Genomic DNA, 25,232 nt, shown 5'->3' with positions numbered 1-25,232 from the left:
GTATCTGCGCTGGACACAGATACAGCAGGAAGCACATCACCGTTTCGGGCGACACATGCGGGATACCTGGCAGGCGTGAAATGGCTCTCGACCGGGAAGCATGACTTCCCATAGCCAAGCGTCAGACAGGAGAAATGCCATGAACTTCAAAACGTTTGCCAGCGCCAGCCTGCTCACCGTGCTCAGCTTTGGTGCCATTGCTGCCCAGGCCGCGACGCTGCCGATGGACGATAGCGGGGTCATGCAGTACCGCTACGGCGACCGACTGGATGTGAAAAAAGTGCTGACGATAGAGGATGACCAGAGCAACGCCTGCGGCCTGGTGAACACCCGTATGGACTACCTCGACTCCAGTGGCCAGCAGCAGAGCGTGCAGTACCGCACCTACGCCACCGGCGGCTGCCATGAAAATTGATCGCCGCTTGTTGTTGAAGGCGGGGGGCATTGCCCTGGCCCTGACCGACCTTGGCCTGGCTGGGCATCTGCTGGCCCGCGACAGCTACGGCGCCATGCCGTCGCTGTCCGGCGCCAGCCAGTGGCTGAACTCGGCGCCACTGGATGCCCCCGGGCTCCAGGGCAAGGTGGTGCTGGTGGACTTCTGGACCTGGGACTGCATCAATTGCCAGCGCAGCCTGCCGCATGTCAACGACTGGGCGCGGCGCTATGCCGACCAGGGGCTGGTGGTGGTCGGCGTGCACACCCCGGAGTACGAATACGAGCATGACCTCGGCACCCTGCGCGACAAGGTGGTCAGCTTGGGGATCACTTACCCGGTGGCGGTGGATAACGATTACAAGGTGTGGAATGCCTGGGGCAACCAGTTCTGGCCGGCGCACTATTTTGTCGACCGTAAGGGGCAGGTGCGCCATGTGCACTTTGGCGAGGGCGATTATGGCGGGCAGGAGCAGGTGCTACAGGCTTTGCTGGCTGAGAAAGGGTGAATGCCTGTGTCGGGCTCTTCGCGGGCCAACCCGCGAAGAAACCGGCACCGATCTGTCAGTCGAGGCTGGCAAAATGTGCCTGCATCCGCGCCGCATCCGCCTGGCGCCCGCTGAACAGCTCGAACGCCTTCACCGCCTGGAACACAGCCATGTGGCTGCCGTCCAGCGTACGGCAACCCAATGCCCGGGCGGCGCGCAGCAGTTCGGTTTCCAGCGGGAAGTAGATGATTTCGGCCACCCACAGGCGTGCATGCAGCAGCGCTACCGGCAGCGGCGTACCCGGCAGCTTGGCCATGCCCACTGGCGTGGTATTGACCAGCCCGTCCGCCTCGGCCAATGCCGTGGCCAGGTCGCTGCCGACCACCGCGCGGCCAGCACCGAAATAACCATTCAGGTTGTCCACCAGGGCCTGCGCCCTGGCCGCATCCACTTCGAACAGCACCAGCTGTTGCACCCCTTCTGCCAGCAGGGCATGGGCGACGGCCGAGCCGGCACCGCCAGCGCCCATCTGCACTACCTGGCGCCGTGCTACGTCCGGCAGGCCGCGGCGCAGGCCTTCGGCGAAGCCCAGGCAGTCGGTGTTATGGCCGACCCGCTTGCCATCCTTGAGCACCACGGTATTCACCGCGCCGATACCGCGGGCCTCGTCCGACAATTCGTCCAGCAGCGGCAGGATCGCCTGCTTGAACGGGTAGGTGATGTTGAGCCCGGTGAAGCCGGTGCGCTGCGCGGCGTCGAGCAGCTGGGGCAGCGCGCTGTCGTCCAGTTGCAGCTGGTCGGCATCGATCAGCCGGTACAGGTAGCGCAACGCCTGGGCATCCCCTTCGTGCTCGTGCAGGGCGGGGGTGCGCGACAGCTGGATGCCTCGGCCGACCAGGCCGGCGAGTATGGCTTGCTGGCTCATGCGCTGCGCTCCTGCAAGATGTCGGCAAAGTGCTTGAGGGCCATGCGGTAGCCATGGCTGCCCAGGCCGCAGATAACCCCCACGGCGATGGACGATACGAATGACAGGTGGCGGAACGGCTCGCGCTTGTGCACGTTGGACAGGTGCACTTCGATCACCGGCAGTTCGCTGGCCACCAAGGCGTCGCGGATGGCTACCGAGGTGTGGGTCCAGGCACCGGGGTTGATCACGATGCCGGCGCAGCGACCACGGCCGGCATGGATCCAGTCGATCAGTTCGCCTTCATGGTTGGTTTGGCGGAATTCGATTTCCAGGCCCAGGGCCTGGGCGGTATCGGCGCAGCCTTGGCCAATGTCGGCCAGGGTTTCGCAGCCGTACTGGGCAGGCTCGCGAGCGCCCAGCATGTTCAGGTTGGGGCCGTTGAGCACGAGAATGAGGGGCTTCATGACGAGTGTCGCTTTGTTGTTGTTGGATGCGACTAGTTTTGTACTGACTGGTTAGTTTCGTCAATTGAACGGGATCGTCGTACCGGGAAAGTGGGCGATTATCGAACTTGAACTAGACTTTACTGGCCTTGTCGCCGCCCAGAAGAGATGGCCCGTAGCCTGATTACAGAATTGTAATTTTCCCGCCACCGCGCCGATAAGCAGGCCTTCTTACAGTCCCCCGGCAACGCTTTGCCGACGAGGACCTGTTTCGTGCCCATCCCCCGCAACACCGTCTTGCTCTGCCTGCTGCTGGCCAGCGCCAGCGCCAGTACAGTCCAGGCCAGCCAGAGCCTGAGCCTGCCTCAGGCGCTTGCCGCCGCCTTTGCCCACAACCTGGAGCTGGCTGCCGCTGGCCGGGAAACCGGCATTGCCGACGGCGAGCGGCGCCAGGCCGGGCTGCTCCCCAACCCGGAGCTGTCCTGGGAGGTCGAGGACACCCGCCGTGACACCAGCACCACCACCGTCACCCTCAGCCAGGCGCTGGAACTGGGCGGCAAGCGCGGCGCCCGCATCGCCGTGGCCGGCGCCGGCCAGACCATCGCCCAGCTGGACCTGGAGCGCCAGCGCAATGTGCTGCGCGCCGATGTGGTGCAGGCCTTCCACGCGGCCTTGCGCGCGCAGGCTGCGCTGGAGCTGGCGCAGCAATCGCAGGCGTTGACCGAACGTGGGCTGCGGGTGGTGCAGGGGCGGGTGACCGCTGGCCAGTCATCGCCCGTCGAGGCCACCCGTGCCCGGGTGCAGCTGGCCCAGGCCGAGGCTGAGGTGCGCCGCGCGCAAACCCAGCGCAGCGTGGCCTACCAGGCCCTGGCCCGGCTGACTGGCAGCGCGCAGGCAGATTTTGACCCGTTGCCGGCGGCCAGCCTGGCACCCGGTACCGCGCCCAGCGCCGACGCCTTGCTCGACCAGCTCGAGCAGACGGTCGAATGGCGCCTGGCCGCAGCCCAGGTCGAGCGCGGCGAGGCGCACCTTGGCTCGGAAAAGGCCCTGCGCATTCCCAACCTCACTGTCAGCCTCGGTAGCCAGTACAGCCGCGAAGACCGCGAGCGGGTCAACGTGGTCGGCCTGTCGATGCCATTGCCGCTGTTCGACCGCAACCAGGGCAACGTGCTGGCGGCCGCGCGCCGAGCCGACCAGGCGCGCGACCTGCGCAACGCCGTCGAGCTGCGCATGCGTAGCGAAACCCGCAGCGCCGTCAGCCAGTGGGCCACGGCCATGCAGGAGGTGCAGGCCTATGACGGCACCATTCTGCCTGCTGCACAGCAGGCCGTGGACACCGCCACCCGCGGATTCGAAATGGGCAAGTTCGCCTTTCTCGATGTGCTCGACGCCCAGCGCACGCTGATCGAGGCGCGCGGGTTGTACCTCGAGGCACTGGCCTCGGCGAGCGACGCGCGAGCGCAGGTGGAGCGGATCTATGGCGACCTCGATGGCCTGAGCACACATTCGAACAGCAGGAGCAAGCATGACTAACCCACGCAAGATAGCCCTTCTGGTCGCTGCGGTTGCCGCGCTCGGCCTTGGTGGCCTGGCCTGGACCGGCAGCCTCGGCAAGGCGTCGAGCGCAGACGCACGCCACGACGACCACAGTGAGGACAGCCATGGCCACGGCGAGCAACAGGCCGGCGAAGGCCACGGCGAAGAAGGCCATGGCCAAGAACAGGGCCAGCTGCACCTGTCGAGCGCCCAGCTCGAAGCTGCCGGTGTGCAACTGGTCGACGCCGGCCCACGTGAACTGGGCACCGCCATCAGCTTCCCGGGGGAAATCCGCTTCGACGAAGACCGCACCGCCCATGTCGTCCCGCGCGTCCCCGGCGTGGTCGAGCAGGTGCAGGCCGAGCTGGGCCAGGCGGTCAAGCGCGGCCAGGTGCTGGCGGTGATTGCCAGCCAGCAGATTTCCGACCTGCGCAGCGAACAGCAGGCCGCCCAGCGCCGCCTGGAACTGGCGCGCCTGACCTTCCAGCGCGAGCAGCAGTTGTGGCAGGAACGCATCAGCGCCGAGCAGGACTACCTGCAGGCGCGCCAGGCGCTTCAGGAAGCCGAAATCGCCTTGGCCAACGCCCGTCAGAAGGTCGCTGCCGTGGGCCCGGCAGGTGCCGGCAATCGTTATGAACTGCGCGCGCCATTCGATGCAGTGGTGGTGGAAAAGCACCTGACCGTGGGCGAAGTGGTGGACGACCAGCAACGCGTTCACCCTGTCTGACCTGAGTCGGGTCTGGGCCACCTTCGCCGTCGCCCCGCGGGACCTGGACAAGGTGGTGAGCGGCCGCAGTGTCACGGTCAGCGCGCCAGACCTCGGCGCCCAGGTCGAGGGCAAGATCAACTACGTCGGCAGCCTGCTCGGCGAGCAGAACCGCGCGGCGACGGTGCGCGCCACCCTGGCCAACCCCAACGGCGCCTGGCGCCCCGGGTTGTTCGTCAATGTCGCGGTCAGCGTCGAGCGCTTCACGGCCGCCGTGGCAGTGCCGGAAAGCGCGCTGCAAAGCTGGGAGGCGCAGACCGTGGTGTTTGCCCGTACCGAGGAAGGTTTCCAGGCTCGCCCGGTCAGCACCGGCCGCCGCGACGCCGGGCTGGTGGAAATCACCACGGGCCTGGCCGCCGGTACCCAGGTAGCCGCCGCCGGCAGCTTTGTCCTCAAGTCCGAGCTGGGCAAGGGCTCGGCCGAGCACAGCCATTGATCACGGGAACGCCTGCATGTTCGAACGCCTGATTCAATTCGCCATCGAGCAGCGCCTGGTGGTGATGCTGGCCGTGGTCCTGATGGCCGCGGTGGGTATTCACAGCTACCAGAAACTGCCGATCGATGCTGTACCGGACATCACCAACGTCCAGGTGCAGATCAACACCGCCGCGCCCGGTTATTCGCCGCTGGAGACCGAGCAGCGCATCACCTTCGCCATCGAGACCGCCATGGCCGGCTTGCCTGGCCTCAAGCAGACCCGCTCGCTGTCGCGCTCGGGGCTGTCGCAGGTCACGGTCATTTTCGACGATGGCACCGACCTGTTCTTCGCCCGGCAACTGGTCAACGAGCGCCTGCAAGTGGCCCGCGAGCAGTTGCCCGAAGGCATCGAGGCGGGCATGGGGCCGATCTCTACAGGCTTGGGGGAAATCTTCTTGTGGACGGTGGAAGCCGAGCCGGGCGCGCTGAAGGAAGACGGCACGGCCTATACCCCGATCGACCTGCGGGTGATCCAGGACTGGATCATCAAACCGCAGCTGCGCAATGTGCCAGGCGTGGCCGAAGTCAACAGCATCGGCGGCCATGCCAAGCAGTACCTGATTGCCCCAGAGCCCAAGCGCCTGGCGGCCTACAAGCTCACCCTCAACGACCTGGTCGCGGCGCTGGAGCGCAACAACGGCAACGTCGGCGCCGGCTACATCGAACGCAACGGCGAGCAGCTGCTGATCCGTGCGCCGGGCCAGGTGGCGTCGGCCGAGGACATCGCCAACATCGTCATTTCCAGCGCTGACGGTACGCCGATCCGCGTCAGCCATGTTGCCCAGGTTGGCCTGGGCGAAGAGCTGCGCTCCGGCGCGGCCACCGAAAACGGTCGGGAAGTGGTGCTGGGCACCGTATTCATGCTGATTGGCGAGAACAGCCGCACGGTGTCCCAGGCGGTCGCCGCCAAGCTGGTCGAGATCAACCGCAACCTGCCCAAGGGCGTGGTCGCGGTGACGGTGTACGACCGCACCAACCTGGTGGAAAAGGCCATCGCCACGGTGAAGAAGAACCTGGTCGAAGGCGCCATCCTGGTGATCGCCGTGCTGTTTCTGTTCCTCGGCAACATTCGCGCTGCGCTGATCACCGCCATGGTCATCCCGTTGTCGATGCTGTTCACCTTCACCGGCATGTTCAGCAACAAGGTCAGCGCCAACCTGATGAGCCTGGGCGCGCTGGATTTCGGCATCATCGTCGACGGCGCCGTGGTGATCGTGGAAAACGCCATCCGCCGTCTGGCTCACGCCCAGCAGCGGCATGGCCGCATGCTGAGCCGCGCCGAGCGCTTCCACGAAGTGTTCGCCGCCGCGCGCGAGGCGCGCCGGCCGCTGATTTTCGGCCAGCTGATCATCATGGTGGTGTACCTGCCGATCTTTGCCCTGACCGGGGTGGAGGGCAAGATGTTCCACCCCATGGCCTTCACCGTGGTCATGGCCCTGCTCGGCGCCATGATCCTCTCGGTCACCTTCGTGCCGGCGGCCCTTGCGTTGTTCGTCACCGGCAAGGTCAAGGAAGAGGAAGGCTTGCTGATGCGCACGGCGCGCCAGCGTTATGCGCCGGTACTGGCCTGGGTGCTGGGCCGGCGCAAGCTGGCGTTCGCTGCCGCTGCCAGCCTGGTAGTGCTGTCCGGGTTGATGGCCAGCCGCATGGGCAGCGAGTTCATCCCCAGCCTCAGCGAGGGCGATTTTGCCCTGCAGGCCTTGCGCGTGCCGGGCATCAGCCTGTCGCAGTCGGTGGACATGCAGCAGCGCCTGGAGCGGGCGATCATCGCCCAGGTGCCGGAAGTGCAGCGGGTGTTCGCCCGCACCGGCACTGCCGAGATCGCCTCCGACCCGATGCCGCCGAACATTTCCGACGCCTATGTGATGCTGCGCCCGCGTGAGCAGTGGGCCGACCCCGGCAAGCCGCGCGATGCGCTGATCGCCGAAGTCCAGCGGGCGGCGGCCAGCGTGCCGGGCAGCAACCACGAGCTGTCGCAGCCGATCCAGCTGCGCTTCAACGAGCTGATCTCTGGCGTGCGCAGCGATGTCGCGGTGAAACTGTTCGGCGATGACATGGAGGTGCTCAACCGCACCGCCGCGCAGGTCGCCAGCACCTTGCAGGGCGTACCGGGGGCCTCGGAAGTGAAAGTCGAGCAGACCACCGGCCTGCCGGTGCTGACCATCGATATCGACCGCGACAAGGCTGCCCGCCATGGCCTGAACGTCGGCGATGTGCAGGATGCCATCGCCATCGCCGTGGGTGGGCGCAAGGCCGGCACGTTGTATGAAGGCGACCGCCGCTTCGATATGGTGGTGCGCCTGTCGGAAACCTTGCGCACCGATGTCGACGGCCTGGCCAGCTTGCTGATCCCGGTGCCGGCCAGCGCGGCGGCCGGGGCTGGGCAGATCGGTTTCATTGCGCTGTCGCAGGTGGCCACGCTGAACCTGCAACTGGGGCCGAACCAGGTCAGCCGCGAGGATGGCAAGCGTGTGGTGGTGGTCAGTGCCAACGTTCGTGGGCGTGACCTTGGCTCGTTTGTGCAAGAGGCCGAGCAGACCTTGCTTGGCCAGGTGCAGATACCGCCAGGTTACTGGACCCGCTGGGGTGGCCAGTTCGAGCAACTGCAGTCGGCGGCAGAGCGCCTGCAGGTGGTGGTGCCGGTGGCGTTGCTGCTGGTCATGGCGTTGCTGCTGATGATGTTCAACAACCTCAGGGATGGCTTGCTGGTGTTTACCGGCATTCCGTTTGCCCTTACCGGCGGGGTGCTGGCGCTGTGGTTGCGGGATATTCCGTTGTCGATTTCTGCCGGGGTGGGATTTATTGCCTTGTCAGGCGTGGCGGTGCTCAACGGGCTGGTGATGATTGCCTTCATCCGTGGCCTGCGTGAGCAGGGGCGCACGTTGCGCGCAGCGGTCGAGGAGGGCGCGTTGACCCGCTTGCGGCCGGTGCTGATGACGGCGCTGGTCGCGTCGCTGGGGTTCATTCCGATGGCCCTGGCGACCGGCACCGGCGCCGAGGTGCAGCGGCCGCTGGCGACGGTGGTGATTGGCGGGATCCTGTCTTCCACCGCGCTGACCTTGCTGGTGTTGCCGGCGTTGTATCAATGGGCGTATCGGCGCGAAGAGGAGTCGGAGGCCTGAGAACCCGGGGCCGCTTTGCGGCCCATCGCCGGCAAGCCAGCTCCCACAGGTACAGGACTGCATCGAAGCCTGCGCGGTACCTGTGGGAGCTGGCTTGCGGCGATGGGCTGCACCGCAGCCCCAAATCCTCAAACAGTACGACGAACCACCAGCGCAATCACCACCAGGTAGAACGCCAGTGACAGGCTGCTCCCACAGGTACAGGACTGCATCGAAGCCTGCGCGGTACCTGTGGGAGCTGGCTTGCGGCGATGGGCTGCACCGCCGCCCCAAATCCTCAAACAGTACGACGAACGCCACCAGCGCAATCACCACCAGGTAGAACGCCGGTGCCAGGCTGCTCCCACAGGTACAGGACTGCATCGAAGCCTGCGCGGTACCTGTGGGAGCTGGCTTGCGGCGATGGGCTGCACCGCAGCCCCAAATTCTCAAACAGTACGACGAACGCCACCAGCGCAATCACCACCAGGTAGAACGCCGGTGCCAGGCTGCTCCCACAGGTACAGGACTGCATCGAAGCCTGCGCGGTACCTGTGGGAGCTGGCTTGCCGGCGATGGGCTGCATCGCAGCCCCAAATTCTCAAACAGTACGACGAACCCCGGCCCTTGCGTCGTCGCCCGCAGCCTCGTCATGCAGCGAAATCCGCGAAGTCTCCGGCAGCGCCAACCCACCCACCAACGCCACCAGCGCAATCACCACCAGGTAGAACGCCGGTGCCAGGCTGCTGCCGGTCTGCCCGATCAGCCAGGTCGCCACCAGCGGTGCAGTGCCGCCGAACAGTGTATAGGCCACGTTGTAGGTGATTGCCGAAGCGGTGTAGCGGGTGCGGGTGGGGAAGCTTTCCGAGAGCAGCGCCGCCGTGACCACGCCACTGCACAATGCCCCGACTGCCAGCAGGATCACCCCCAGCAGCGCGCCGGGCAGCGAACCGGAGCTGGCCAGCCAGTACGCCGGAAACACGCAGAGCATCACCCACAGGCAAGTAAAGCCGATGGTCTTGCGCCGCCCGACGCGGTCCGAGAATGCACCGGCCAACGGGCAGCCGAGCGCCGCGAACAGCAGGGCCACGGTGGTCACCAGCAACGATTGCGCGCGGGTCAGATGACCGACCAGTTGCAGGTACGTGGCGAAGTAGGTAGTGAACATGTAGAACGACAGCGCGGTCAGCGAAATGAACGCCCCGAGGTTGCGGATCGCCCGGCCATGGTGGCGCAGGGTTTCCTTGAGTGGCGAATGTTCGTGCGCCTTGCCCTGGGCGATGGCTTCGCGGAACGCCGGGGTTTCCTCCATGCGCCAGCGCAGGTACAGGCCGACCAACCCCAGTGGCGCGGCGATCAGGAACGGAACGCGCCAGCCCCAGGCATTCATCGCTTCGGCTGACAGGCTGGCTTCCAGGCCATAGGCGATCACCGCCGCGCAGGCGAAGGCGGAAAAAGTCGAAACCGGCACGAAGCTGCCATAGAAGGCGCGCCTGTCGTCAGGCGCATGCTCCATCAGATAGGCACACGCGCCGGCATATTCGCCACCGGCGGAAAAGCCCTGCAGGCAACGCGCCAGGGTCAGCAGTACGGGGGCTGCAAGGCCGATGCTGGCGTAGGTCGGCAGCAATCCGATCAGGGTGGTGGAGCCGGCCATCAACAGGATGGTCAGCGACAGGATGCGCTTGCGCCCCAGGCGGTCGCCCAGCGCGCCGAACACGATGCCGCCCAGCGGGCGCAGGGCGAAGGCCACGGCGAACACGGCGAAGGTCTTGAGCAAGGCCACGCTGGCGTCTTCGCTGGCGAAGAACTGGCTGGCGATCAGGGTTGCGAGAAAGCCGTAGACGGCAAAGTCGAACCATTCGACGAAATTGCCGATGGCCGAGGCGGCGATTACCCGGCGCAGGGTGGCGGGGGATACCTCGTGAGGTGCGGACATGCGAGTGCTCTCCGGTTCCATTGGCAGGCATGATGAAAGTGACGCGCTCGGGCCGCGCCATCATTGTTGTGCTTGCCAGTAGAAAGCCGGGTGCGGCAGAGCGCTTTGTCGAGGGCGACCTCTGGATACCTGTTTCAACCGGGCGTGACCGGCTGGGCATGGTGGCCCTATCGCCGGCAAGCCTGCACAAGGCCACAGGTAACACAAATCCCGTGGGAGCGGGCGCGCCCGCGAAGCAGGCAACTCAGTGCATGGCACCGGCTGCGCCGGTGTTCGCGGCCACGGCCGCTCCCACAGGCTTGCGCCGCATCGGCTGCAAACCTTGTGCAGTCCTTGGGCGACTCGATCAGCGTCTGGCAACTTTCCATGGGGCGTATTCCAGCTCGCTGTAGCCCTTGGCCAAGCCAGCATCGTCGGCCTTGAAGCCCGGCAGGCTGAACAGGTCCAGCGCCATGCAGCGGCTGTTGAGCTCGGCCTGCAACCGGCCATCGAGGCGGAAATCGTCCGGGCGTAGCGGGTGGGGGTAGATCTGGACCAGGCAGCCTTGCACCTTGCCCTGGGCATCTGCCTCGTAATACACCGAGGCCCTGCCGATGCTGGCTACCGGTAGGTCACCGAACAGGTGCTGCCAGAAGAACTCACGCTGCGCGTTGCTCTGGCGCCGTGCAGTACCAGGCGCTTGAGTGGACGCTGGCAGCATCACGAACAGCGGCGCACGTATTTCTGCGGTGCCATCGTCCTCGCGCAATGGTTTGGGAACCACGGGATAGATGGTCTTCCAGCATTGCGCCTCGACCAGCTGCGCCAGCGACTTGAAGTCCGAGCGAAGCAGTTCGGCAGGCAATTGTGTTTCGTACCTTGCGGGTGCCCTGCTGGCTTTACAGCTGATCGGTGCGGCGGATGGGTCGAGCGTGACATTCAGCATGACCACGCCGACCTGCTTGCCCGTGTCAGCGGTGGCGATGCCCAGCTTCAGCGCTTGCTGCATGTCGCTGACGAACGCCCGGCGCGCGTGCTTTTCCGTGTCGGAGATCGGCCGGTTCTGACAACCTGCCAGGGTGATGAGCGTGACGGCGATAAGGGCGGGGATCAGCGTTCTGAACACAGGAGCTTCCTTGAATGGATCTGCGCCGCTTCATGCCGGCGTGAGTGACAATGCGCATTGTCACTCAGGACGCTTTCGGAATTAGTGCAGCCTGCGTGTAGGACATGTCCTGTCTGGCTGCCCAACGCCCCGCTTGGGTCAGGCTGCGCGCTCGAGCACATCCAGCAAATCGGCGAACTCCAGCGCCAGTTTGTGGCGTGGCGCCATGTGCACCAGCGGCACCGAGGCCTGGTGCGACTCGCGCATCTTGATCGAGCTGCTCAGGTACACCGGCAGCACCGGCAGGCCTTCGCTGCGCAGTTGCTCGACCAGAGTCTGGTGCAACGCGGTGCGCCCGGCGAACTGGTTGACCACCACCCCTTCCACCTGCAACGCCGGGTTATGGTCCTGGCGCAGCGCTTCGACTCCTGCCATGACGTTGTGCAGGGCCTGGCGCGAGAAACTGTCGCAGTCGAACGGGATTAACAGCCGCTCGGCCGCCACCAGCGCGCTGAAGGTATAGAAGTCGAGCGCCGGCGGTGTGTCGATGTAGATCCGCTCGTAGTCTTCGCCCAGCTCTACCAGCAGTTTGCGCAGCTTGTTGATCTTGAACTTGCTCTGCAGCTTGCCTTGCAGGTCACTGAGGTCGGGGCTGGCGGTAACCAGATGCAGGTTGCGGTAGCGGGTTTCGGTGATCGCCACCCGAGGCTTCTTGCCGGCGGCGATCACCGGCGACAGGGTCTGGCGGAAGAAGTCGGCGATCCCGGCAGGAATGGCGTCATTGACCAGGCCGGTCAGGTAATAGGTAGCGTTGGCCTGCGGGTCGAGGTCGACCAGCAAAGTCCGGTAGCCTTCGGCGGCACTGGCGGCGGCAAGGTTGCAGGCAATGCTGGATTTACCGACGCCACCTTTCTGATTGAAAACCACACGACGCATGAGACGCTCATCCATGAAGTGAAAATGTCAGGTTGAGGTCAATCCTATGACTGAAACACGACAGATTTATGACAATGGATGGCAGTCAGGCAATCACCACCCGGTTACGCCCCTCTTGCTTGGCCCGATAAAGCGCGCGGTCTGCCGCACTTAATATCTCCCCCGGCTCGCTGCCCGCCGCGCCATCCCAGCGCGCCACCCCCAACGACACCGTCACCGCGCCCACCGGTGCCAGCGGCGTATCCTGCACCGTCACCCGCAGTCGCTCGGCCACCACCGCTGCCGCCTCCAGGCCGGCCCCCGGCAACAGCATGAGGAATTCCTCGCCGCCGGTGCGGCACAGCAGGTCGCCGTCGCGGCAGCAACTGCGCATCAGCTCCGCCAGGCGGCGCAGCACCTGGTCACCCACTTCATGCCCGTGGCTGTCATTGATCCGCTTGAAGTGGTCGACATCCAGCACGACGGCGGCAAATGCCCGGCCTTCGGCTTCCAGCAGTGACAGGCTGAATTCCAGACCGCGACGGTTGCCCAGGCCGGTCAGCGGGTCGGTCTGGGCGTCGCGGTTGAGCCGGCCGATGCGTTCCTGCAGCAGGTTGAAGCCGAACAGCAGCGCACGCTTGAGTTCGGCCGCTTCGAAGTACCAGGCGCGCACCCGATGCAGGCGCTCGGCAGTGCCGGCACGGTCCATCGAACGGGCGCCAGCGGCCAACTGCCACAACGGCCGGGCAATGGTCATCGCCAGCCACCACAGCAGCAGGCTGCCGACCAGCGCCAACGGCGCCGAGGTGCCGACCACGTTGAGCACCAGGTGGCTCAGTGGCATCACCGTCTGCGCCAGCGGCTGCTGTGCCACCACGCCCCAGCCGGCGCTGGGTACGGTGGCGAACCCGGCGAGCATCTGCACGCCAAGGCTGTTGGACAGTTGCCGGGTGCCGCTGGACAGGGACGCCAACTGATCGATCAATGGGTTGCCTTCGACCACCGTGCCTACCCGCTGACTGTCGGGGTGGTACAACAGGCGGCGATTGCGATCGACCACGTACAGGTAGGAACCGTCCTTGTAGAAGTGCTCACCGAGCAGGCTGTTGAGGATGTTGCGCTCACGCAGGTACAGGCTGCCGCCGACATACCCGAGGTAGCGGCCGTCGCCGTCGAAAATGGGCTGTGACAATGCCACCACCAGGTTGTTGGCCACCGACACGTAGGGCGTCGACACCAGCGGGCGGCGCGCCTGCAGTGCCTCCTGCACACCGGGCGTGTGCACGCGGCTGCCGACCAGATGCTGCAAGCGGGCGGGGGAAATCGCCAGCAGCACGCCGTCGGCATCGAGCACGAAGGTGGAGTTGAACGCCATGCTCTGGCTCAGCACGCGCGCGGTCTCCGCTTGCAGGGCGGCGGCGTCATTCAGCTGACGGGCCTGTACCTCGGCGCTGAACGACAGCTGCTGCAGCGCGTTGCCGATGAACGTCTCGGTGATGGCGGCCAGTTTCGTCGCATACACCCGGTTGGCTTCCAGGGCGTGGTCGATCAACAGCTGGCGCTGCACCCGGTAGCTGGCGAAATAGCTGGCGCACAGCATGACCAGGGCGGTAAGGGCGCAGAGCACCAGAATGAGTGTGCGCAGATCCACGCGCAATCCGTGCTTGGCGTTTGGCAATCCTGACCTCGGTGATGGAAAAACAGCTACGAAATGGGCACCACCTTACGCGGTATGGGCGCCCTGGGGAATCGCGTTCACGAGCCGGCCTTGTCCAGCTCGTCCAGCTCGTCTTGCACCTGCTGCATGCGCTGTTCGGCCAAGGCCTGCACCTTGGCGTCGCGGGCGCTCGCGCGCATCAGTGCGGTGAGTTTTTCGCTCAGCCGCTTGCCGGCGTCGGTGTCTTCCAGGGCGCGGGCCTTGGCCGGGTCCTGGGTGGCTTCGACGATGCTGGCGAACTCGGCATCGCTGAAGTTCTTTTCGCTGTAGAGGCGGAACAGGTCCTGGCGCTGGTCCTCGACGGTCAGGTGCTTGCGCAGCACGCTCTGGATGGTCGCCTGCGTCAGCTGCGGGTGGGTACGGCCGAGGAGTGCGGCCATGCGCTCGATATTGTGCGTGTAGGCATCCTGCAGCGGCAACTGCGCGAGGATCTGTTGTTCACGGGTGGGCTTCTGGTCGCAGGCGGCGAGGGCAGCCAGCAGCAGGGGTAACAGCAGTGTGTGAAGGCGGGGCATGGCGTAGCCTGGTGGGCAGAGAATGCTGACGATTATACCGGGGGCAGCCCGGCTGCGACGACCCCGCTGGTGTGCCGGTGGTGAGGAGGCGGAAAATGGCGATACCTCAGAAGCCACCGCCCAACGGCCATTCCACCGCCAGGCGAATCTGGTCGCCATCCAGCTCCGCCTGCGCGGTGTTGCCCCGATGCGCGTTGTGCCGCAGCGAAAACGCGGTGCCCTTGGCCTTGCCGCCCTGCACCACATAGCGTGCTTCGAGGTCGCGCTCCCAATGCTTGCCGCCCTTGCCATACCCCAGGTACGCGTAGCCGCCGGCTGGGTCGACATGGCTGCCGTCGATATCGAACCCGCGCACATACAAGGCGCTCAGGTTCAACCCTGGCACGCCGTAGGCGCCCATGTTCAGGTCATAGCGCGCCTGCCACGACTTTTCGTTCGGCGCGTTGAAGTCGGACATCTGCACCGCGTTGGCAATATAGATCGCCCCGCGCGTGACGTAGTCGAACGGCGTGTTGCCGTCCACCTGCTGCCAGCCCAGGCTGAAGCCGTGCGGCCCCCGGTTGTAACGCGCGATCAGGCTCCAGGTGGTGTTGTCGATGTGCCCGGACAGCGCCTTGCCGGTATCGGTGGTGCGATACAGGTTGAGATCGAGGCTGAGGCTGCGCCGCGCGTCCAGGGCATGGCTGAGGGTGCTGCCCAGGTAGTGCTGGTTCCAGCTGTCCTGATAGCGTGAGCTGTACAGGCTGCCGCTGAACGCGGCGCCGGGGTTCCACACCAAACCGGCCAGGTCGAAGCTGTCGCCCTGACGGGCGTTGGAGTAGTTCACCACAAAGCCCTGGGCGTGGCTGGAAGCATTGCGGTCGGTGCTCTCGTTGAAGTGCCCGGCGACCAGCTTGAGGGTGTCGAATTCGTTGCTGGTCAGGAACAGACCGGTGGCGGTCTCGGGCAGCAGGCGGCTGTCGGAGGAGCTGAACACCGGGGTCTTGACCCGTTGCTCACCGTAGGACAGCACGGTGTTGGCCATGCGCAATTTAAGTGCCGCACCGGCACGGCTGTAGGTGGTTTTCGGGTGCCCCTGGTTATCCACCGCAAGCAGACGCGCCTTGCCCGCGCGCCCGCCACCGCTGTCCAGCTGCACGCCCAGGTAGGCGTGGGCGTCGACCCCCACGCCGAGCTGCCCCTGGGTGAACCCGGACTGCCAGCTGCCCATCACGCCGTAGGCCCATTCTTCGGCTTTGCCGTTACGTTCACTGCGCGGCTTGTAGGCGTTGCGTGCGGCGCCGTTGCGCCCGCCATGCCGGTAGTCGCGCTGGTCGAACACGCTGCGGTTGAGCAGGCTCCAGCGGCTGTCCTCGACCAGGCCGTTGCCTTGCGATTGTGCCGAGTCGGCCAGCGCGAGCGGGGCAAGCAGCGCATTGGCGAGCAGCAGGGCAACAGGGCGTGACATGGGCAGAACTTCCTGTTCAGGGGGCGCGAAAACGCAGGATGCGCGCGCCGTCGAAGGGGTCGGTGAGGTAGTGGGCGTGGACGCCGAAGGTGCTCAGCAGGCGCTCGGGCGTCAGCACTTCGAGCGGTTTGCCGAGGGCGACCAGGCGGCCCTTGTCGAGCACCGCGACGCGGTCGCAGGTCAGCGCCTGGTTAAGGTCGTGCAAGGCCACCAGGGTGGTCACCGGCAGGGCTTGCACCTGTTGCAGCAAGCTCAGCTGGTGCTGGATATCGAGGTGGTTGGTCGGCTCGTCCAGCAGCAACACCTGCGGCCGCTGCGCCAGGGCGCGGGCGATGTGCACGCGCTGGCGCTCGCCACCGGACAGCGCGCCCCACAGGCGTGTGCGCAGGTGCAGGGCGTCGAGGTCGGCCAAGGCCTGTTCGACGATCGCCCGGTCCGCCTGGGCGAACGGCGCCAGCGCCGACAGCCACGGCGTGCGGCCCAGGGCAACGGCGTCGAACACGCTGATTGCCTCGAGGGTGTCGGCCTGTTGCTCGACCAGTGCCAGGGCCTGGGCGACCCGCCGGCGCGGCAACCCTGCCAGGGCTTCGCCCAGCAGCTGCACGCTGCCGCTGGCTGGCTTGCGCAGCCCCGCCAGGACCTTCAGCAAGGAGGATTTGCCGGAGCCGTTGGGGCCGACGATAGCCAGGGTTTCCCCGACGACAACGCTCAGCTCGATATCGCTGAGCACGCTGTTGCCGGCCAGTTGCAGGCTCACACCCTGGCAACTCAACGGGGCCAGCGGTAGCGCCGTCATGACCGTCATGAGCGCCCCCGGCGGCTGACCAGAATCAGCGCGAAAACTGGTGCGCCGAGCAGTGCGGTGACCACGCCCACCGGGATCACCTGGCCAGGGATCACAGTGCGCGAGAGGATGTCGGCGGCAATCAGGAACAGTGCCCCGCCCAGCGCGCTGGCCGGCAGCAGGCGGCTGTGCCCGGGGCCGAGCAGCAGGCGCAGGGCATGCGGGATCACCAGGCCGACAAAACCGATGGCACCGACGATGGACACCATCACGGCGGTCACCAGCGCCGCACAGCTGATCAGCAGCAGCTGGGTGCGCCGCACGGCAATGCCCAGCGACGCCGCCGAGTCGGCGCCGAAGGTGAAGGCGTCCAGCGCACGGCGGTGCCACAGGCACACCACCAGCCCGAACAGCGCCACCGGCACCGCCAGCCACACCGCCGGCCAGCGCACGCCGCTGAGGTTGCCCAGCAGCCAGAACAGGATGCCGCGCGCCTGCTCGGCGCTGGCCGACTTGGTGATGAGGAAGGCGGTGAGGGCATTGAACAGCTGCGAGCCGGCGATACCGGCGAGGATCACCTGGGCGTTGTTGCTGCCCGGGCCTGCCGCGCGGGCCAGCACCAGCACCAGGGCGAACGCCGCCGCCGCACCGAGAAAGGCGCCGCCGGACATGCTCAGGGCCAGGCTGCCGAAGCCCAGCAGGCCAACCAGTACCGCGCCGGTCGAGGCGCCGGCAGACAAGCCCAGCAGGTAAGGTTCGGCCAACGGGTTGCGCAACAGCGCCTGGAGGATCACCCCGCAGGTGGCCAGGCCGGCGCCGCAAGCCGCAGCGACCAAGGTGCGCGGCAGGCGGTAGTTCCAGACGATGCCGGCGTCGATCGGGTCGAGCGGGTAGCCGGCTTGCCACAGGTGGTTGGCCAGCACCTGGCCGACCACGCTGGGCGACAGGGGGCTTTCGCCGATCACGGTACCGGCCAGCACGGCCGTCAGCAGGGCGGCGAGGGCAACCGCGATGCCAGGAACAAGGCGTACCATCATTGGCCCGCTTTACCGCTGGCGAAGGCGGCGGACAAAGTCTGCAGGCCGCTGAACAGGCGAATGCCGGCCTGCATGGCGTCGGCGTCGAGGATGATGATGCGGTCGTTTTTCACGGCATCCATGTTGCGCGTTACCGGGTCGCTGCGCAGGAATGCCAGCTTCTTCTGGTAGTCGTCGGCCGGGTAGCGGCGGCGGTCCATGCGGGCGATGATCAACCAGGTGGGGTTGGCCTTGGCCAGGGTTTCCCAGCCTACCGCCGGCCACTCTTCGCTGGACGCCACCACGTTGCGCACACCAAGGGTGCGCAGCATGAAATCGGCGACCCCTTGGCGGCCTGCGACGTACGGGTCGGTGCGCAGGTCGGCGCTGGAGAACCAGAACAGGGCCGAGGTGGCCGACAGGTCCTTGCCGGCCAGTTGCGCCCTGGCGCTGTCCAGGCGGCCTTTGAGTTCGGCGTTCAATGCCGTGCCACGCGCTTGCACATCGAAGATTTCCGCCAGCTGGCTGATGCTCTTGTAGATGCTCTCGACCTGGAACGCCTGCAACCGGGTGCCGTCGGCGCCCACCAGGTTGTCCTTGCCTTCGCAGTCCGACGGCAGCAGGTAGGTGGCGATGCCCAGTTCATCGAACTGCTCGCGGGTGGCGACTGCGCCCTGGGCGCCGACCATCCATTCGAACTGCACCGTCACCAGTTGCGGGCGCTTGCCCACCACTGCCTCGAAGCTGGGCTCGTTGTCGGCCAGGCGTGGCACCTTGGCGTTCTGCGCCTGGTACTCGGGCAGTACGTTGTTGAACCACAGCGAGGTCGCCGCCAGGCGCTCGCCCAAACCCAGTGCGTAGAGTATTTCGGTGCCGGCCTGGCCAATGGTGACCGCGCGCTGCGGCGCCTGGCTGAAGGTTTGTGGCGCGCCACAGTTGTCCACCGTCAGCGGGTAGTGGGTGGCAGCAGCCTGAGCCAGGCCGGTGAGGCCGAGGCTGGCGAGCAGGATGGCGAAACGGGGCAGCATGCTGACGATCTCCTATCGGACAGTTCACGGAATGAACGCATGGACAGGCATCGCCGAGCCCCTGCAGACGACAGGAGCGACACTGATAGCCAATCCCGGACACCCCGCCGGTTGGTGAATGTATGCCGGCAGGTCTCCTGACTGGTGCGTCGTCGCCTGGCTCCGGCCTTCCCGGGTTAATGGCCCAGTGGCATCGATGGAGCAGGCTCGGCACCTACAGTTGCGGGGGCAGTTCCGTTTGGCCCGAATTGGCGGGCCGGGGATTCCCTATTGATTCCGTGATGGAAACCGGCGGCCGGCATGGTAGACCATCGCGCCGCCGGGTAAAACGCTTTTCACAAGTACTTCAGCCACATGATGTCGCGCCGCCGCGCCTTCAGACGGGCGAACCAGCGCACCGGCAGGTACAGCGAAACCGCCAGCAACATCGCCCCCAGCCACACCGCGGCGATGCTGTCGAAACCGAAGTAGTCGCCATGGTTGCGGCCGAACAGCGCCACGCTGGCCAGGTACAGCAGCTTCAGCACATACAGGTGCAGCAGGTAGAAGAACATCGGCGCGGCACCGAACACCGCCAGGGCGCTGATCCAGCGCGCCTGTCCGGCGCGTTCGAAGGCGCGCAGCAACAGCACCCCGCAGCCCAGGGTCAACGCCAGGAACAGCAGCGATGGCGGGTACTTGGTGATGTTGAAGAAACTCATCAGGGTTTGCGTGAATGCCGGGTAGCTGCTCCATGGCGCTTCGCCGTAACCGTTGAACAGGCGCAGTACCACGAAGCCCGTCAGCGCGATCACCCCGGCCAGCAGCAGGCGCTGCTGGCGCTGACCGGCCGCGCTGCCCCGGGCGAACCAGGGGCCCAGGCCGTAGCCCAGGGCGATGACGCCGATCCACGGCAATACCGGGTAGGAGGTACGCAGGCGCAGGGTGTCCGAGAACGTCAGCCAGCCCCGGTCATGCAGGATCGCCCATGGCACATGCAGGGCGGATTCAACGCCAAAGTGCAGGCCATCGAGCAGGTTGTGGCCCGCGATGATGAGTGCACCCAGGGCGATCAGCACGGGGCGTGGCAGCCACACCAGCAGCGACAGGGCGATCATGCTGACACCGATGGCCCAGATGACCTGCAGGTAGATGACGCTGGGCGGCAGCTGGAAGGTCCAGGCGAAATTGACCAGGGTGAATTCCAGCACCACCAGAAACAGCCCGCGCTTGAACAGAAACGCCGAGACATCGCCGCGGCCCTGGTGTTTTTCCCCGTACAGCCAGGCCGACAGGCCGGTCAGCAGGACGAACACCGGCGCGCACAGGTGGGCCAGGGTACGGCTGACGAACAGCGATGGCTCGGTGGTATCGATGGCCATCGGGTCGCCGACCTGACGGTGCAGGAAGAAGGTTTCGCGGACATGGTCCAACAGCATGAACAGGATGACCAGGCCGCGCAGGGCATCGATGCTCTGCAGGCGCTGGGTGAGCAGGGTTGGGGTGGCACTGGCGCTTGTCATGGGGGGTCGCTGGCAGGAATGGATGTCGAATGAAATGTTATCTTATAACTAAATAGATCCGCTTTGGTAGCTGTTTTTATGCCGTCTGTGCCGGCCTTATCGCCGGCACCCCCCTCAGGGATATCGCAGTCCTCTGGGCTGTTGTTGTGCTTGTGGGAGCGGGCAAGCCCGCGAAGGGGCCAAGCCTGCGGAAGATGCCTAGCGCCCGCGCCGCCGCGAAACCCGGGCCTCGATATTCTTGCGGCCGATCAGCAGCGGCGGCTTCTCCAGCACCGGCTCATCCGCCAGCCACTTGTACATCACCAGGCAGTCCACCAGCCCCAGGCGGGCGTGGCGATAAGCTTTGGGCAAGCGGCCAACGGTTTCGAAGCCCAGCTTGTGCCACAGCGCCACCGCCACCTCGTTGCTGGCCACCACCGAGTTGAACTGCAGCGCCAGAAAGCCCTCCTGGCGTGCCAGCTTCTGTGAATGCTCGCACATCAGGCGCGCCACGCCGCGCCCGCGCGCTGCCGTACAGACCATGTAGCCGCAATTGCCCACATGCGCGCCGGGCCCGGCGGCATTGGCCTTGAGAAAATACGAACCCAGCAATTCGCCGTCCTGCTCGGCCACCAGTGTGCGCAGGGGCAATTCCAGCCACAGCTGGCGGGCCTGATCGAAGCTCAAGGCGGGGTCGAACGCGTAGGTTTCGCGGGCCTGGACAACGGCCTGGAAGGTGGGCCAGAAACGTTCGAAGTCTTCCGGCGTCATGGGGCGGATGTGGATCATGCGGGTTCCTGCAAGGGCTGGGCCGCCCAGTCTGGGCGGCCCGTCGTCGTCGCGCAAGGGCAGTGACGAAAGAGGCGCTCAGCCGTTGGCCTTGCCCACCGCATCCAGCGCCCGCGCCGAGTACACCAGCGCGGCACCGGCGTTCATCGCCACGGCAACGCCGAGGGCCTCGGCGATTTCCTCGCGGCTGGCGCCGTGCTTGACCGCTTGCTGCGAGTGCACGGCGATGCAGCCGTCACAGCGGGTGGTCACGGCCACCGCGAGGGAGATCAGCTCACGGGTCTTGGCGTCCAGGTGGTTGGTCTTGGCGCCGGCGCCGCTGGCGGTCATGTAGCCAGCCACGGTATCGGGGGAGAGTTGCTTGAGATCGCCGATGCCGGCCATCAACTGCTTACGGTAGGCGTCCCAGTCCATCATGCTCATCGTCTTCACCTTGGTAAGGTTGCCAGTGGAGCTTTCAGGCTAGTCGAAGCGCGGGACTTGGGACTTGTACTTTGGTGCTGGCCGGCTTTGCGCGGCCAGGCCAGGCCGCTTCTGCCAGTGCCCGCGCGCCGTCAGATGTAGATGAACACCAGCACCAGCGCGGCAACGAACGCCCACTTTTCCAGGTAGTAGCGGGTGCGATTGCGCTTCTTCAGGGCCTTGCCACGTTCGCGGATCTTGTAGATGCGGGTGAACAGCCGGTTGATGCCACCGGTCTTGTCGCCGGCATCATTGGGCGCAGCGGCCGCGGCCATGACGTTGCGGCTGAACCAGCGGTTGAACGCGGTTGCCCAGCGGTACTTGAGCGGGCGCTCGATGTCGCAGAACAGAATGATGCGAGTGTGCTCGGTGGTGTTGGCCGCGTAGTGGATGTAGGTCTCGTCGAAGACCACGCCTTCGCCATCGCGCCAGGAGTACTTCTCGCCGTCCACATCGATGTAGCAACCGTCGTCGTTCGGCGTGTCCAGGCCCAGGTGGTAGCGGTACGAGCCGGCGTACGGGTCGCGGTGGCGTACCAGCTTGGCGCCCGGGGGCAGGGTGGCGAACATCGCAGCCTTGACCGTGCCGATGCCTTTGAGCAACTCGGTGGTGCGGGGGCACAGGGTCATCGCCGACGGGTGGCTTTCGCCGTACCATTTCAGGTAGAAGCGCTTCCAGCCGGTCTTGAAGAACGAGTTGAAACCGACGTCGTCATAATTCTCGGACTTCTTGATTTCGCCCACATGCAGCAACTGGCGGGCCTCTTCGCGGATCTCCTGCCAATGGTCCTGCAGCGTCTGCAGTTCGGGGAAGGCCTCTACCGGCAGGTAAGGCTTGGCCGGGTGCCGGGAAAACAGATAGAGGAAGCTGTTGACCGGGGCGAGGAAGCTGGAGTGGTCACCCAACTGACGGGTCAGCTTGTGGCGAACCCGACCGCGCAGGTGAACATAGGCGATCGAGAGGACGAAGATGAGGACTAGGGCGATTTTCATGGGCGGATACGTCAACTAATGGCCATGCGTGATGGCTAAGCCCGCCAGCATAAACAATCGAGCCGATGCTTTATAGAAGAAAGTTGCACAACGATGGCAGACCTTGGTACGAGCACTATCGCTGTACAAGGCCTGCATCGCGATGCATCAGGCCAGAGACACCTCGATGCTGCCATCTGTGATGCGGTGCTCCTTGCCTTGGTAGCTAACCACATAATCAGTGAATGTGGCGGTCAGTGTCCTTTCCTGAGCGTTCCACTGATACTCCAGGCTGCCACCGACCATGTCATGGACCCCGATGTCGACCAGGTAGAACAGGCGGGCATGTTGTTCGTTGAACAGCATAAGAATGCCCTGGGAATCTTGCCCCACGTGCTGGATAGCGTGAAGCCGGATGCGCCCGTCCTCAAGGTCCTTGAATGCGATGGTATGAGCATCGAGGTTGCCCAGTGAAGGGACTAACGACGGATCGACTTTAGCCTGAACCAGGCCGCTGCTGCGCCTTGCGTGGTCGGCCAGGGACAAGGACAGTGAACCATTCGCGATTTCGACGTGGCCCATGGTGTGTTCGATGGTGTAGTGGAACGTTGCGCTGAACGCCTTGGAAGTTTCATCCATCTGGGAGATGTGAATTTCACCTCCGATTGCCCAGCCTGAACGACCAATCGAAGTCGAGCTGAAATAGGCGCTGATTTCGGCTTTTTCGCCCGCGCCGATGGTGAGTGTCGCGCCTTCAACCATAAGGTGTTCCGGAATTGTCAGGGTGATGGCGCTAAATGCGGTATCAGAACCCTCCGTGTACTGAATGCCGAAAAATGAGCGACTGCCAAAGTTGACTTGGGTTACTACTTCATCAGTTTTGAACGCTTGCTCGCGCGCGCCCCAGTACAGTGTTGCTTGCATGGGCGACTGGGTGTTTTGTGTGGTCTGGTGCTTCATATCCATATCCGGGTGACTGAGGTGGAAGCCCCAGCGTAGGGTAGGGGGCCTGCCCGCGAAACTGGTAGAACTGCTAGTTGCACCGGTACTGGCAAGCGTTTGCACACCCAAAGGAGCGGCACATGACACCTGTTAATGGACGTATCGAAACGCCATTCAAGCGGCTGTTCTTCGCCTTGCCGGTCAGCGATGCCCAGCGGCGCGCCCTGGCGCAGTGGCGACGCAGCCTGAACCTGCGGAGTGGCAAGCCGGTACCGGCCGCCAACTTCCATGTGACATTGCTGTTTCTCGGCGATGTGGACACTGCCCAGGTGCCTGCCATTTGCGCGGCGGTCGAACAGTTGGCGCTGCCCACCACGCCACCCCGGCTGGTACTGGACCGCTTGCAGGTATGGCAGCGCGCCAGCGCCCTGGTACTGGAAGCGCAGCAGACGCCAGCGGGGCTGTTGCAACTGGTGTACGGCCTGCAGCAGGCGCTGCTGCCGTTGGGGCTGGAAGCGGCCGAGCGCGACTATCGCCCGCACCTGACATTGGCCAGGGGCTATCGCGGCCAGCCGCCAGAGGCCGCCAGCGCGCCGGATTTCTACCTTGCCGCGCGCCATTTCACCTTGTACGAGTCGCGCAAGGGCGCCTACTGGCCGTTGGCGCAGTGGCCGCTGTCGAGTTGATTCAGGCTGCCGCCTCGCAGCCGGCGAACAGCCGCTCGCCCAGCGTGCGCGCCGTGCGCAGGTGCGCTGCCGGGTTCGCGCCTTCGCTATCTTCCAGCAGCGTGGAGCTGAGTACTTCGGCGCCGCAGTAGTCGAAAATGCCGTGCTCGATCTGCACCCGCATCGCCTCGCCATAGCCATGCCGTTCGAAGGTGCCGCTGTCGGCGCCGGCGACGCCGACCAGGTGTACCTTCATGCCGCGCAGCTTCTTGACGATGCTGGCGCCGTCATAGTCGAACGCCCAGCCGTTGCTGAACACCCGCTCGACCCAGCCTTTGAGCAGGGCCGGCAGCGACCACCAATAGATGGGGTAGACCAGCACCACGGCATCGGCGCGTTCCAGGCGTGCCTGCTCCCTCAGTACATCCGCTGGCGGGCCTGCCTGCCGGCGGTGCACCGCATGATCGGCCAGGCCGAAACGCGGGTCGAAACCTTCGCTGGCCAGGTCGGCGATTTCGCTTCGGTGGCCGGTGCTGGCCAGGCCGTCGGCGATTTGCCGGGCCAAGGCATGAGTGAGGGATTGTGGGTCGTGATGGCCGACGACGATCAAGGCGTGCATGGCGGGTCTCCAGAGAGGGGTGCGGGATTACCCCGAGCGCTATATACTCGCGGAAAGTTACGTTTAGTAGGTTACGTTTAGTAAGTTACTTTTGGTAGGTAATCGATGTCAAGCGATGAACTTGAGCAAGCCCCCCCGCGCAAACGCCTGAGCCGCGACGAACGCCGTCGGCAGTTGCTCGATGTGGCCTGGCAGCTGGTGCGGGAGGAAGGCACCGATGCCCTGAGCCTGGGCCGCCTGGCCGAGCAGGCAGGGGTAACCAAGCCGGTGGTCTATGACCATTTCGAGACCCGCACCGGGTTGCTGGTGGCGCTTTATCAGGAATACGACGCACGCCAGTCGCAGATGCTCGAGCAGGCGCTGGTGCGGTGTGACGCCAGCCTCGCCAGCCGCGCCGGGGTCATTGCCGAAGCGTATGTGGATTGCGTGCTGAGCCAGGGGCGGGAGATACCCGGGGTGTCGGCGGCATTGGCCGGGTCGCCGGAAATGGAAGCGCTGAAGCGGGCGTTCGAGCAGCCGTTCCTGGACAAGTGCCGCGAGGCGCTGGCGGCGTTTTCGCCCAGCGGTGATGTGGGTATTGCCGGCATGCGCCTGCTGGTCGGGGCGGCGGATGCCTTGTCCCAGGCGGCTGCGGCGGGGGAGCTGGCGGCCGGGCAGGCCAAGGATGAATTGCAGGCGGCGATAATGGCGATGGTCGAGCGGCAATGA

23 protein-coding genes, 1 pseudogene and 1 riboswitch are annotated in these 25,232 nt (G+C 65.4%); of the genes and pseudogenes, 7 read left to right on the top strand and 17 right to left on the bottom strand.

Annotated elements, in window-relative coordinates; all coding sequences use genetic code 11:
* Nucleotides 1-139: 139 nt before the first annotated feature.
* Nucleotides 140-415, top strand: a complete 276-nt coding sequence (locus C6A77_RS14495; RefSeq protein WP_114170081.1) for a DUF2790 domain-containing protein — start codon at nucleotides 140-142, stop codon at nucleotides 413-415.
* Nucleotides 405-941, top strand: coding sequence for a thioredoxin family protein (locus C6A77_RS14490; protein ID WP_241507425.1), 537 nt, complete (start codon nucleotides 405-407; stop codon nucleotides 939-941). The genes C6A77_RS14495 and C6A77_RS14490 overlap by 11 nt, the downstream gene beginning before the upstream one ends.
* Nucleotides 942-996: 55 nt before the next feature.
* Here the strand turns inward: C6A77_RS14490 and C6A77_RS14485 are convergent, their stop codons facing one another.
* Nucleotides 997-1,845, bottom strand: coding sequence for a shikimate dehydrogenase (locus C6A77_RS14485; protein ID WP_114170080.1), 849 nt, complete (start codon nucleotides 1,843-1,845; stop codon nucleotides 997-999).
* Nucleotides 1,842-2,291: a type II 3-dehydroquinate dehydratase gene (gene aroQ, locus C6A77_RS14480; RefSeq protein ID WP_114170079.1), complete on the bottom strand. Its 450-nt coding sequence runs from the start codon at nucleotides 2,289-2,291 to the stop codon at nucleotides 1,842-1,844. Before aroQ ends, C6A77_RS14485 begins: the two co-directional genes overlap by 4 nt.
* 252 nt (nucleotides 2,292-2,543) lie before the next feature.
* On the opposite strand from aroQ, the gene C6A77_RS14475 reads away from it, so the two are divergent.
* The 3 genes and pseudogenes from C6A77_RS14475 (at nucleotide 2,544) to C6A77_RS14465 (ending at nucleotide 8,171) form a co-directional block, all read left to right on the top strand.
* On the top strand, nucleotides 2,544-3,803 hold the full coding sequence (locus C6A77_RS14475) for a TolC family protein (RefSeq protein WP_114170078.1): 1,260 nt from the start codon (nucleotides 2,544-2,546) through the stop codon (nucleotides 3,801-3,803).
* A pseudogene (locus C6A77_RS14470) lies at nucleotides 3,796-5,008 on the top strand (efflux RND transporter periplasmic adaptor subunit). The gene C6A77_RS14475 and the pseudogene C6A77_RS14470 overlap by 8 nt, the downstream one beginning before the upstream one ends.
* Nucleotides 5,009-5,024: 16 nt before the next feature.
* Nucleotides 5,025-8,171: a CusA/CzcA family heavy metal efflux RND transporter gene (locus tag C6A77_RS14465; protein WP_114170077.1), complete on the top strand. Its 3,147-nt coding sequence runs from the start codon at nucleotides 5,025-5,027 to the stop codon at nucleotides 8,169-8,171.
* A gap of 580 nt (nucleotides 8,172-8,751) precedes the next feature.
* Here C6A77_RS14465 and C6A77_RS14460 read toward each other — a convergent pair.
* The 14 genes from C6A77_RS14460 to C6A77_RS14390 form a co-directional block, all read right to left on the bottom strand.
* On the bottom strand, nucleotides 8,752-10,089 hold the full coding sequence (locus C6A77_RS14460; RefSeq protein WP_114170076.1) for an MFS transporter: 1,338 nt from the start codon (nucleotides 10,087-10,089) through the stop codon (nucleotides 8,752-8,754).
* Between the two features lie 346 nt (nucleotides 10,090-10,435).
* On the bottom strand, nucleotides 10,436-11,194 hold the full coding sequence (locus C6A77_RS14450) for a hypothetical protein (protein WP_114170074.1): 759 nt from the start codon (nucleotides 11,192-11,194) through the stop codon (nucleotides 10,436-10,438).
* 138 nt (nucleotides 11,195-11,332) lie between these two features.
* A complete protein-coding gene (locus C6A77_RS14445) occupies nucleotides 11,333-12,109 on the bottom strand; it encodes a ParA family protein (protein ID WP_114170073.1) in 777 nt (258 codons plus the stop codon).
* 85 nt (nucleotides 12,110-12,194) lie between these two features.
* A complete protein-coding gene (locus C6A77_RS14440; RefSeq protein ID WP_114170072.1) occupies nucleotides 12,195-13,766 on the bottom strand; it encodes a sensor domain-containing diguanylate cyclase in 1,572 nt (523 codons plus the stop codon).
* 77 nt (nucleotides 13,767-13,843) lie between these two features.
* Nucleotides 13,844-14,320 (bottom strand): hypothetical protein, encoded by a 477-nt coding sequence (locus C6A77_RS14435; RefSeq protein WP_114170071.1) that lies wholly within the window; start codon nucleotides 14,318-14,320, stop codon nucleotides 13,844-13,846.
* A gap of 106 nt (nucleotides 14,321-14,426) precedes the next feature.
* On the bottom strand, nucleotides 14,427-15,767 hold the full coding sequence (locus C6A77_RS14430; RefSeq protein ID WP_114170070.1) for an OprD family porin: 1,341 nt from the start codon (nucleotides 15,765-15,767) through the stop codon (nucleotides 14,427-14,429).
* A 16-nt stretch (nucleotides 15,768-15,783) separates the two neighbouring features.
* Nucleotides 15,784-16,572, bottom strand: a complete 789-nt coding sequence (locus C6A77_RS14425) for an ABC transporter ATP-binding protein (RefSeq protein WP_114170069.1) — start codon at nucleotides 16,570-16,572, stop codon at nucleotides 15,784-15,786.
* On the bottom strand, nucleotides 16,569-17,585 hold the full coding sequence (locus C6A77_RS14420) for an iron ABC transporter permease (protein ID WP_114170103.1): 1,017 nt from the start codon (nucleotides 17,583-17,585) through the stop codon (nucleotides 16,569-16,571). Before C6A77_RS14420 ends, C6A77_RS14425 begins: the two co-directional genes overlap by 4 nt.
* Nucleotides 17,585-18,595, bottom strand: a complete 1,011-nt coding sequence (locus C6A77_RS14415; protein WP_114170068.1) for an ABC transporter substrate-binding protein — start codon at nucleotides 18,593-18,595, stop codon at nucleotides 17,585-17,587. The genes C6A77_RS14420 and C6A77_RS14415 overlap by 1 nt, the downstream gene beginning before the upstream one ends.
* Nucleotides 18,596-18,704: 109 nt before the next feature.
* Nucleotides 18,705-18,903, bottom strand: a riboswitch (cobalamin riboswitch).
* A gap of 27 nt (nucleotides 18,904-18,930) precedes the next feature.
* Complete coding sequence (locus C6A77_RS14410; protein ID WP_114170067.1) at nucleotides 18,931-20,097, bottom strand: DUF1624 domain-containing protein; 1,167 nt, start codon at nucleotides 20,095-20,097, stop codon at nucleotides 18,931-18,933.
* 198 nt (nucleotides 20,098-20,295) lie between these two features.
* Complete coding sequence (locus C6A77_RS14405; protein WP_114170066.1) at nucleotides 20,296-20,865, bottom strand: N-acetyltransferase; 570 nt, start codon at nucleotides 20,863-20,865, stop codon at nucleotides 20,296-20,298.
* A gap of 78 nt (nucleotides 20,866-20,943) precedes the next feature.
* Nucleotides 20,944-21,288: a carboxymuconolactone decarboxylase family protein gene (locus tag C6A77_RS14400; protein WP_114170065.1), complete on the bottom strand. Its 345-nt coding sequence runs from the start codon at nucleotides 21,286-21,288 to the stop codon at nucleotides 20,944-20,946.
* Between the two features lie 131 nt (nucleotides 21,289-21,419).
* On the bottom strand, nucleotides 21,420-22,319 hold the full coding sequence (gene lpxO / locus C6A77_RS14395; RefSeq protein WP_114170064.1) for a lipid A hydroxylase LpxO: 900 nt from the start codon (nucleotides 22,317-22,319) through the stop codon (nucleotides 21,420-21,422).
* A gap of 147 nt (nucleotides 22,320-22,466) precedes the next feature.
* Nucleotides 22,467-23,258, bottom strand: a complete 792-nt coding sequence (locus C6A77_RS14390; RefSeq protein WP_114170063.1) for a hypothetical protein — start codon at nucleotides 23,256-23,258, stop codon at nucleotides 22,467-22,469.
* 122 nt (nucleotides 23,259-23,380) lie between these two features.
* On the opposite strand from C6A77_RS14390, the gene thpR reads away from it, so the two are divergent.
* A complete protein-coding gene (thpR, locus tag C6A77_RS14385) occupies nucleotides 23,381-23,926 on the top strand; it encodes an RNA 2',3'-cyclic phosphodiesterase (protein WP_114170062.1) in 546 nt (181 codons plus the stop codon).
* Nucleotide 23,927: 1 nt separating this feature from the next.
* On the opposite strand, the gene C6A77_RS14380 is transcribed toward thpR, so the two are convergent.
* Nucleotides 23,928-24,524, bottom strand: a complete 597-nt coding sequence (locus tag C6A77_RS14380) for an NAD(P)H-dependent oxidoreductase (protein ID WP_114170061.1) — start codon at nucleotides 24,522-24,524, stop codon at nucleotides 23,928-23,930.
* Between the two features lie 105 nt (nucleotides 24,525-24,629).
* Here C6A77_RS14380 and C6A77_RS14375 point away from each other — a divergent pair, with 105 nt between their 5' ends.
* Nucleotides 24,630-25,232: a TetR/AcrR family transcriptional regulator gene (locus tag C6A77_RS14375; RefSeq protein WP_114170060.1), complete on the top strand. Its 603-nt coding sequence runs from the start codon at nucleotides 24,630-24,632 to the stop codon at nucleotides 25,230-25,232.

This window comes from Pseudomonas sp. AFG_SD02_1510_Pfu_092, from assembly GCF_003331055.1.
Classification (GTDB): Bacteria; Pseudomonadota; Gammaproteobacteria; order Pseudomonadales; family Pseudomonadaceae; genus Aquipseudomonas.
The sequence above is the reverse complement of the archived record's forward strand: the minus strand, read 5'-3'. Positions and strand labels throughout refer to the sequence as shown.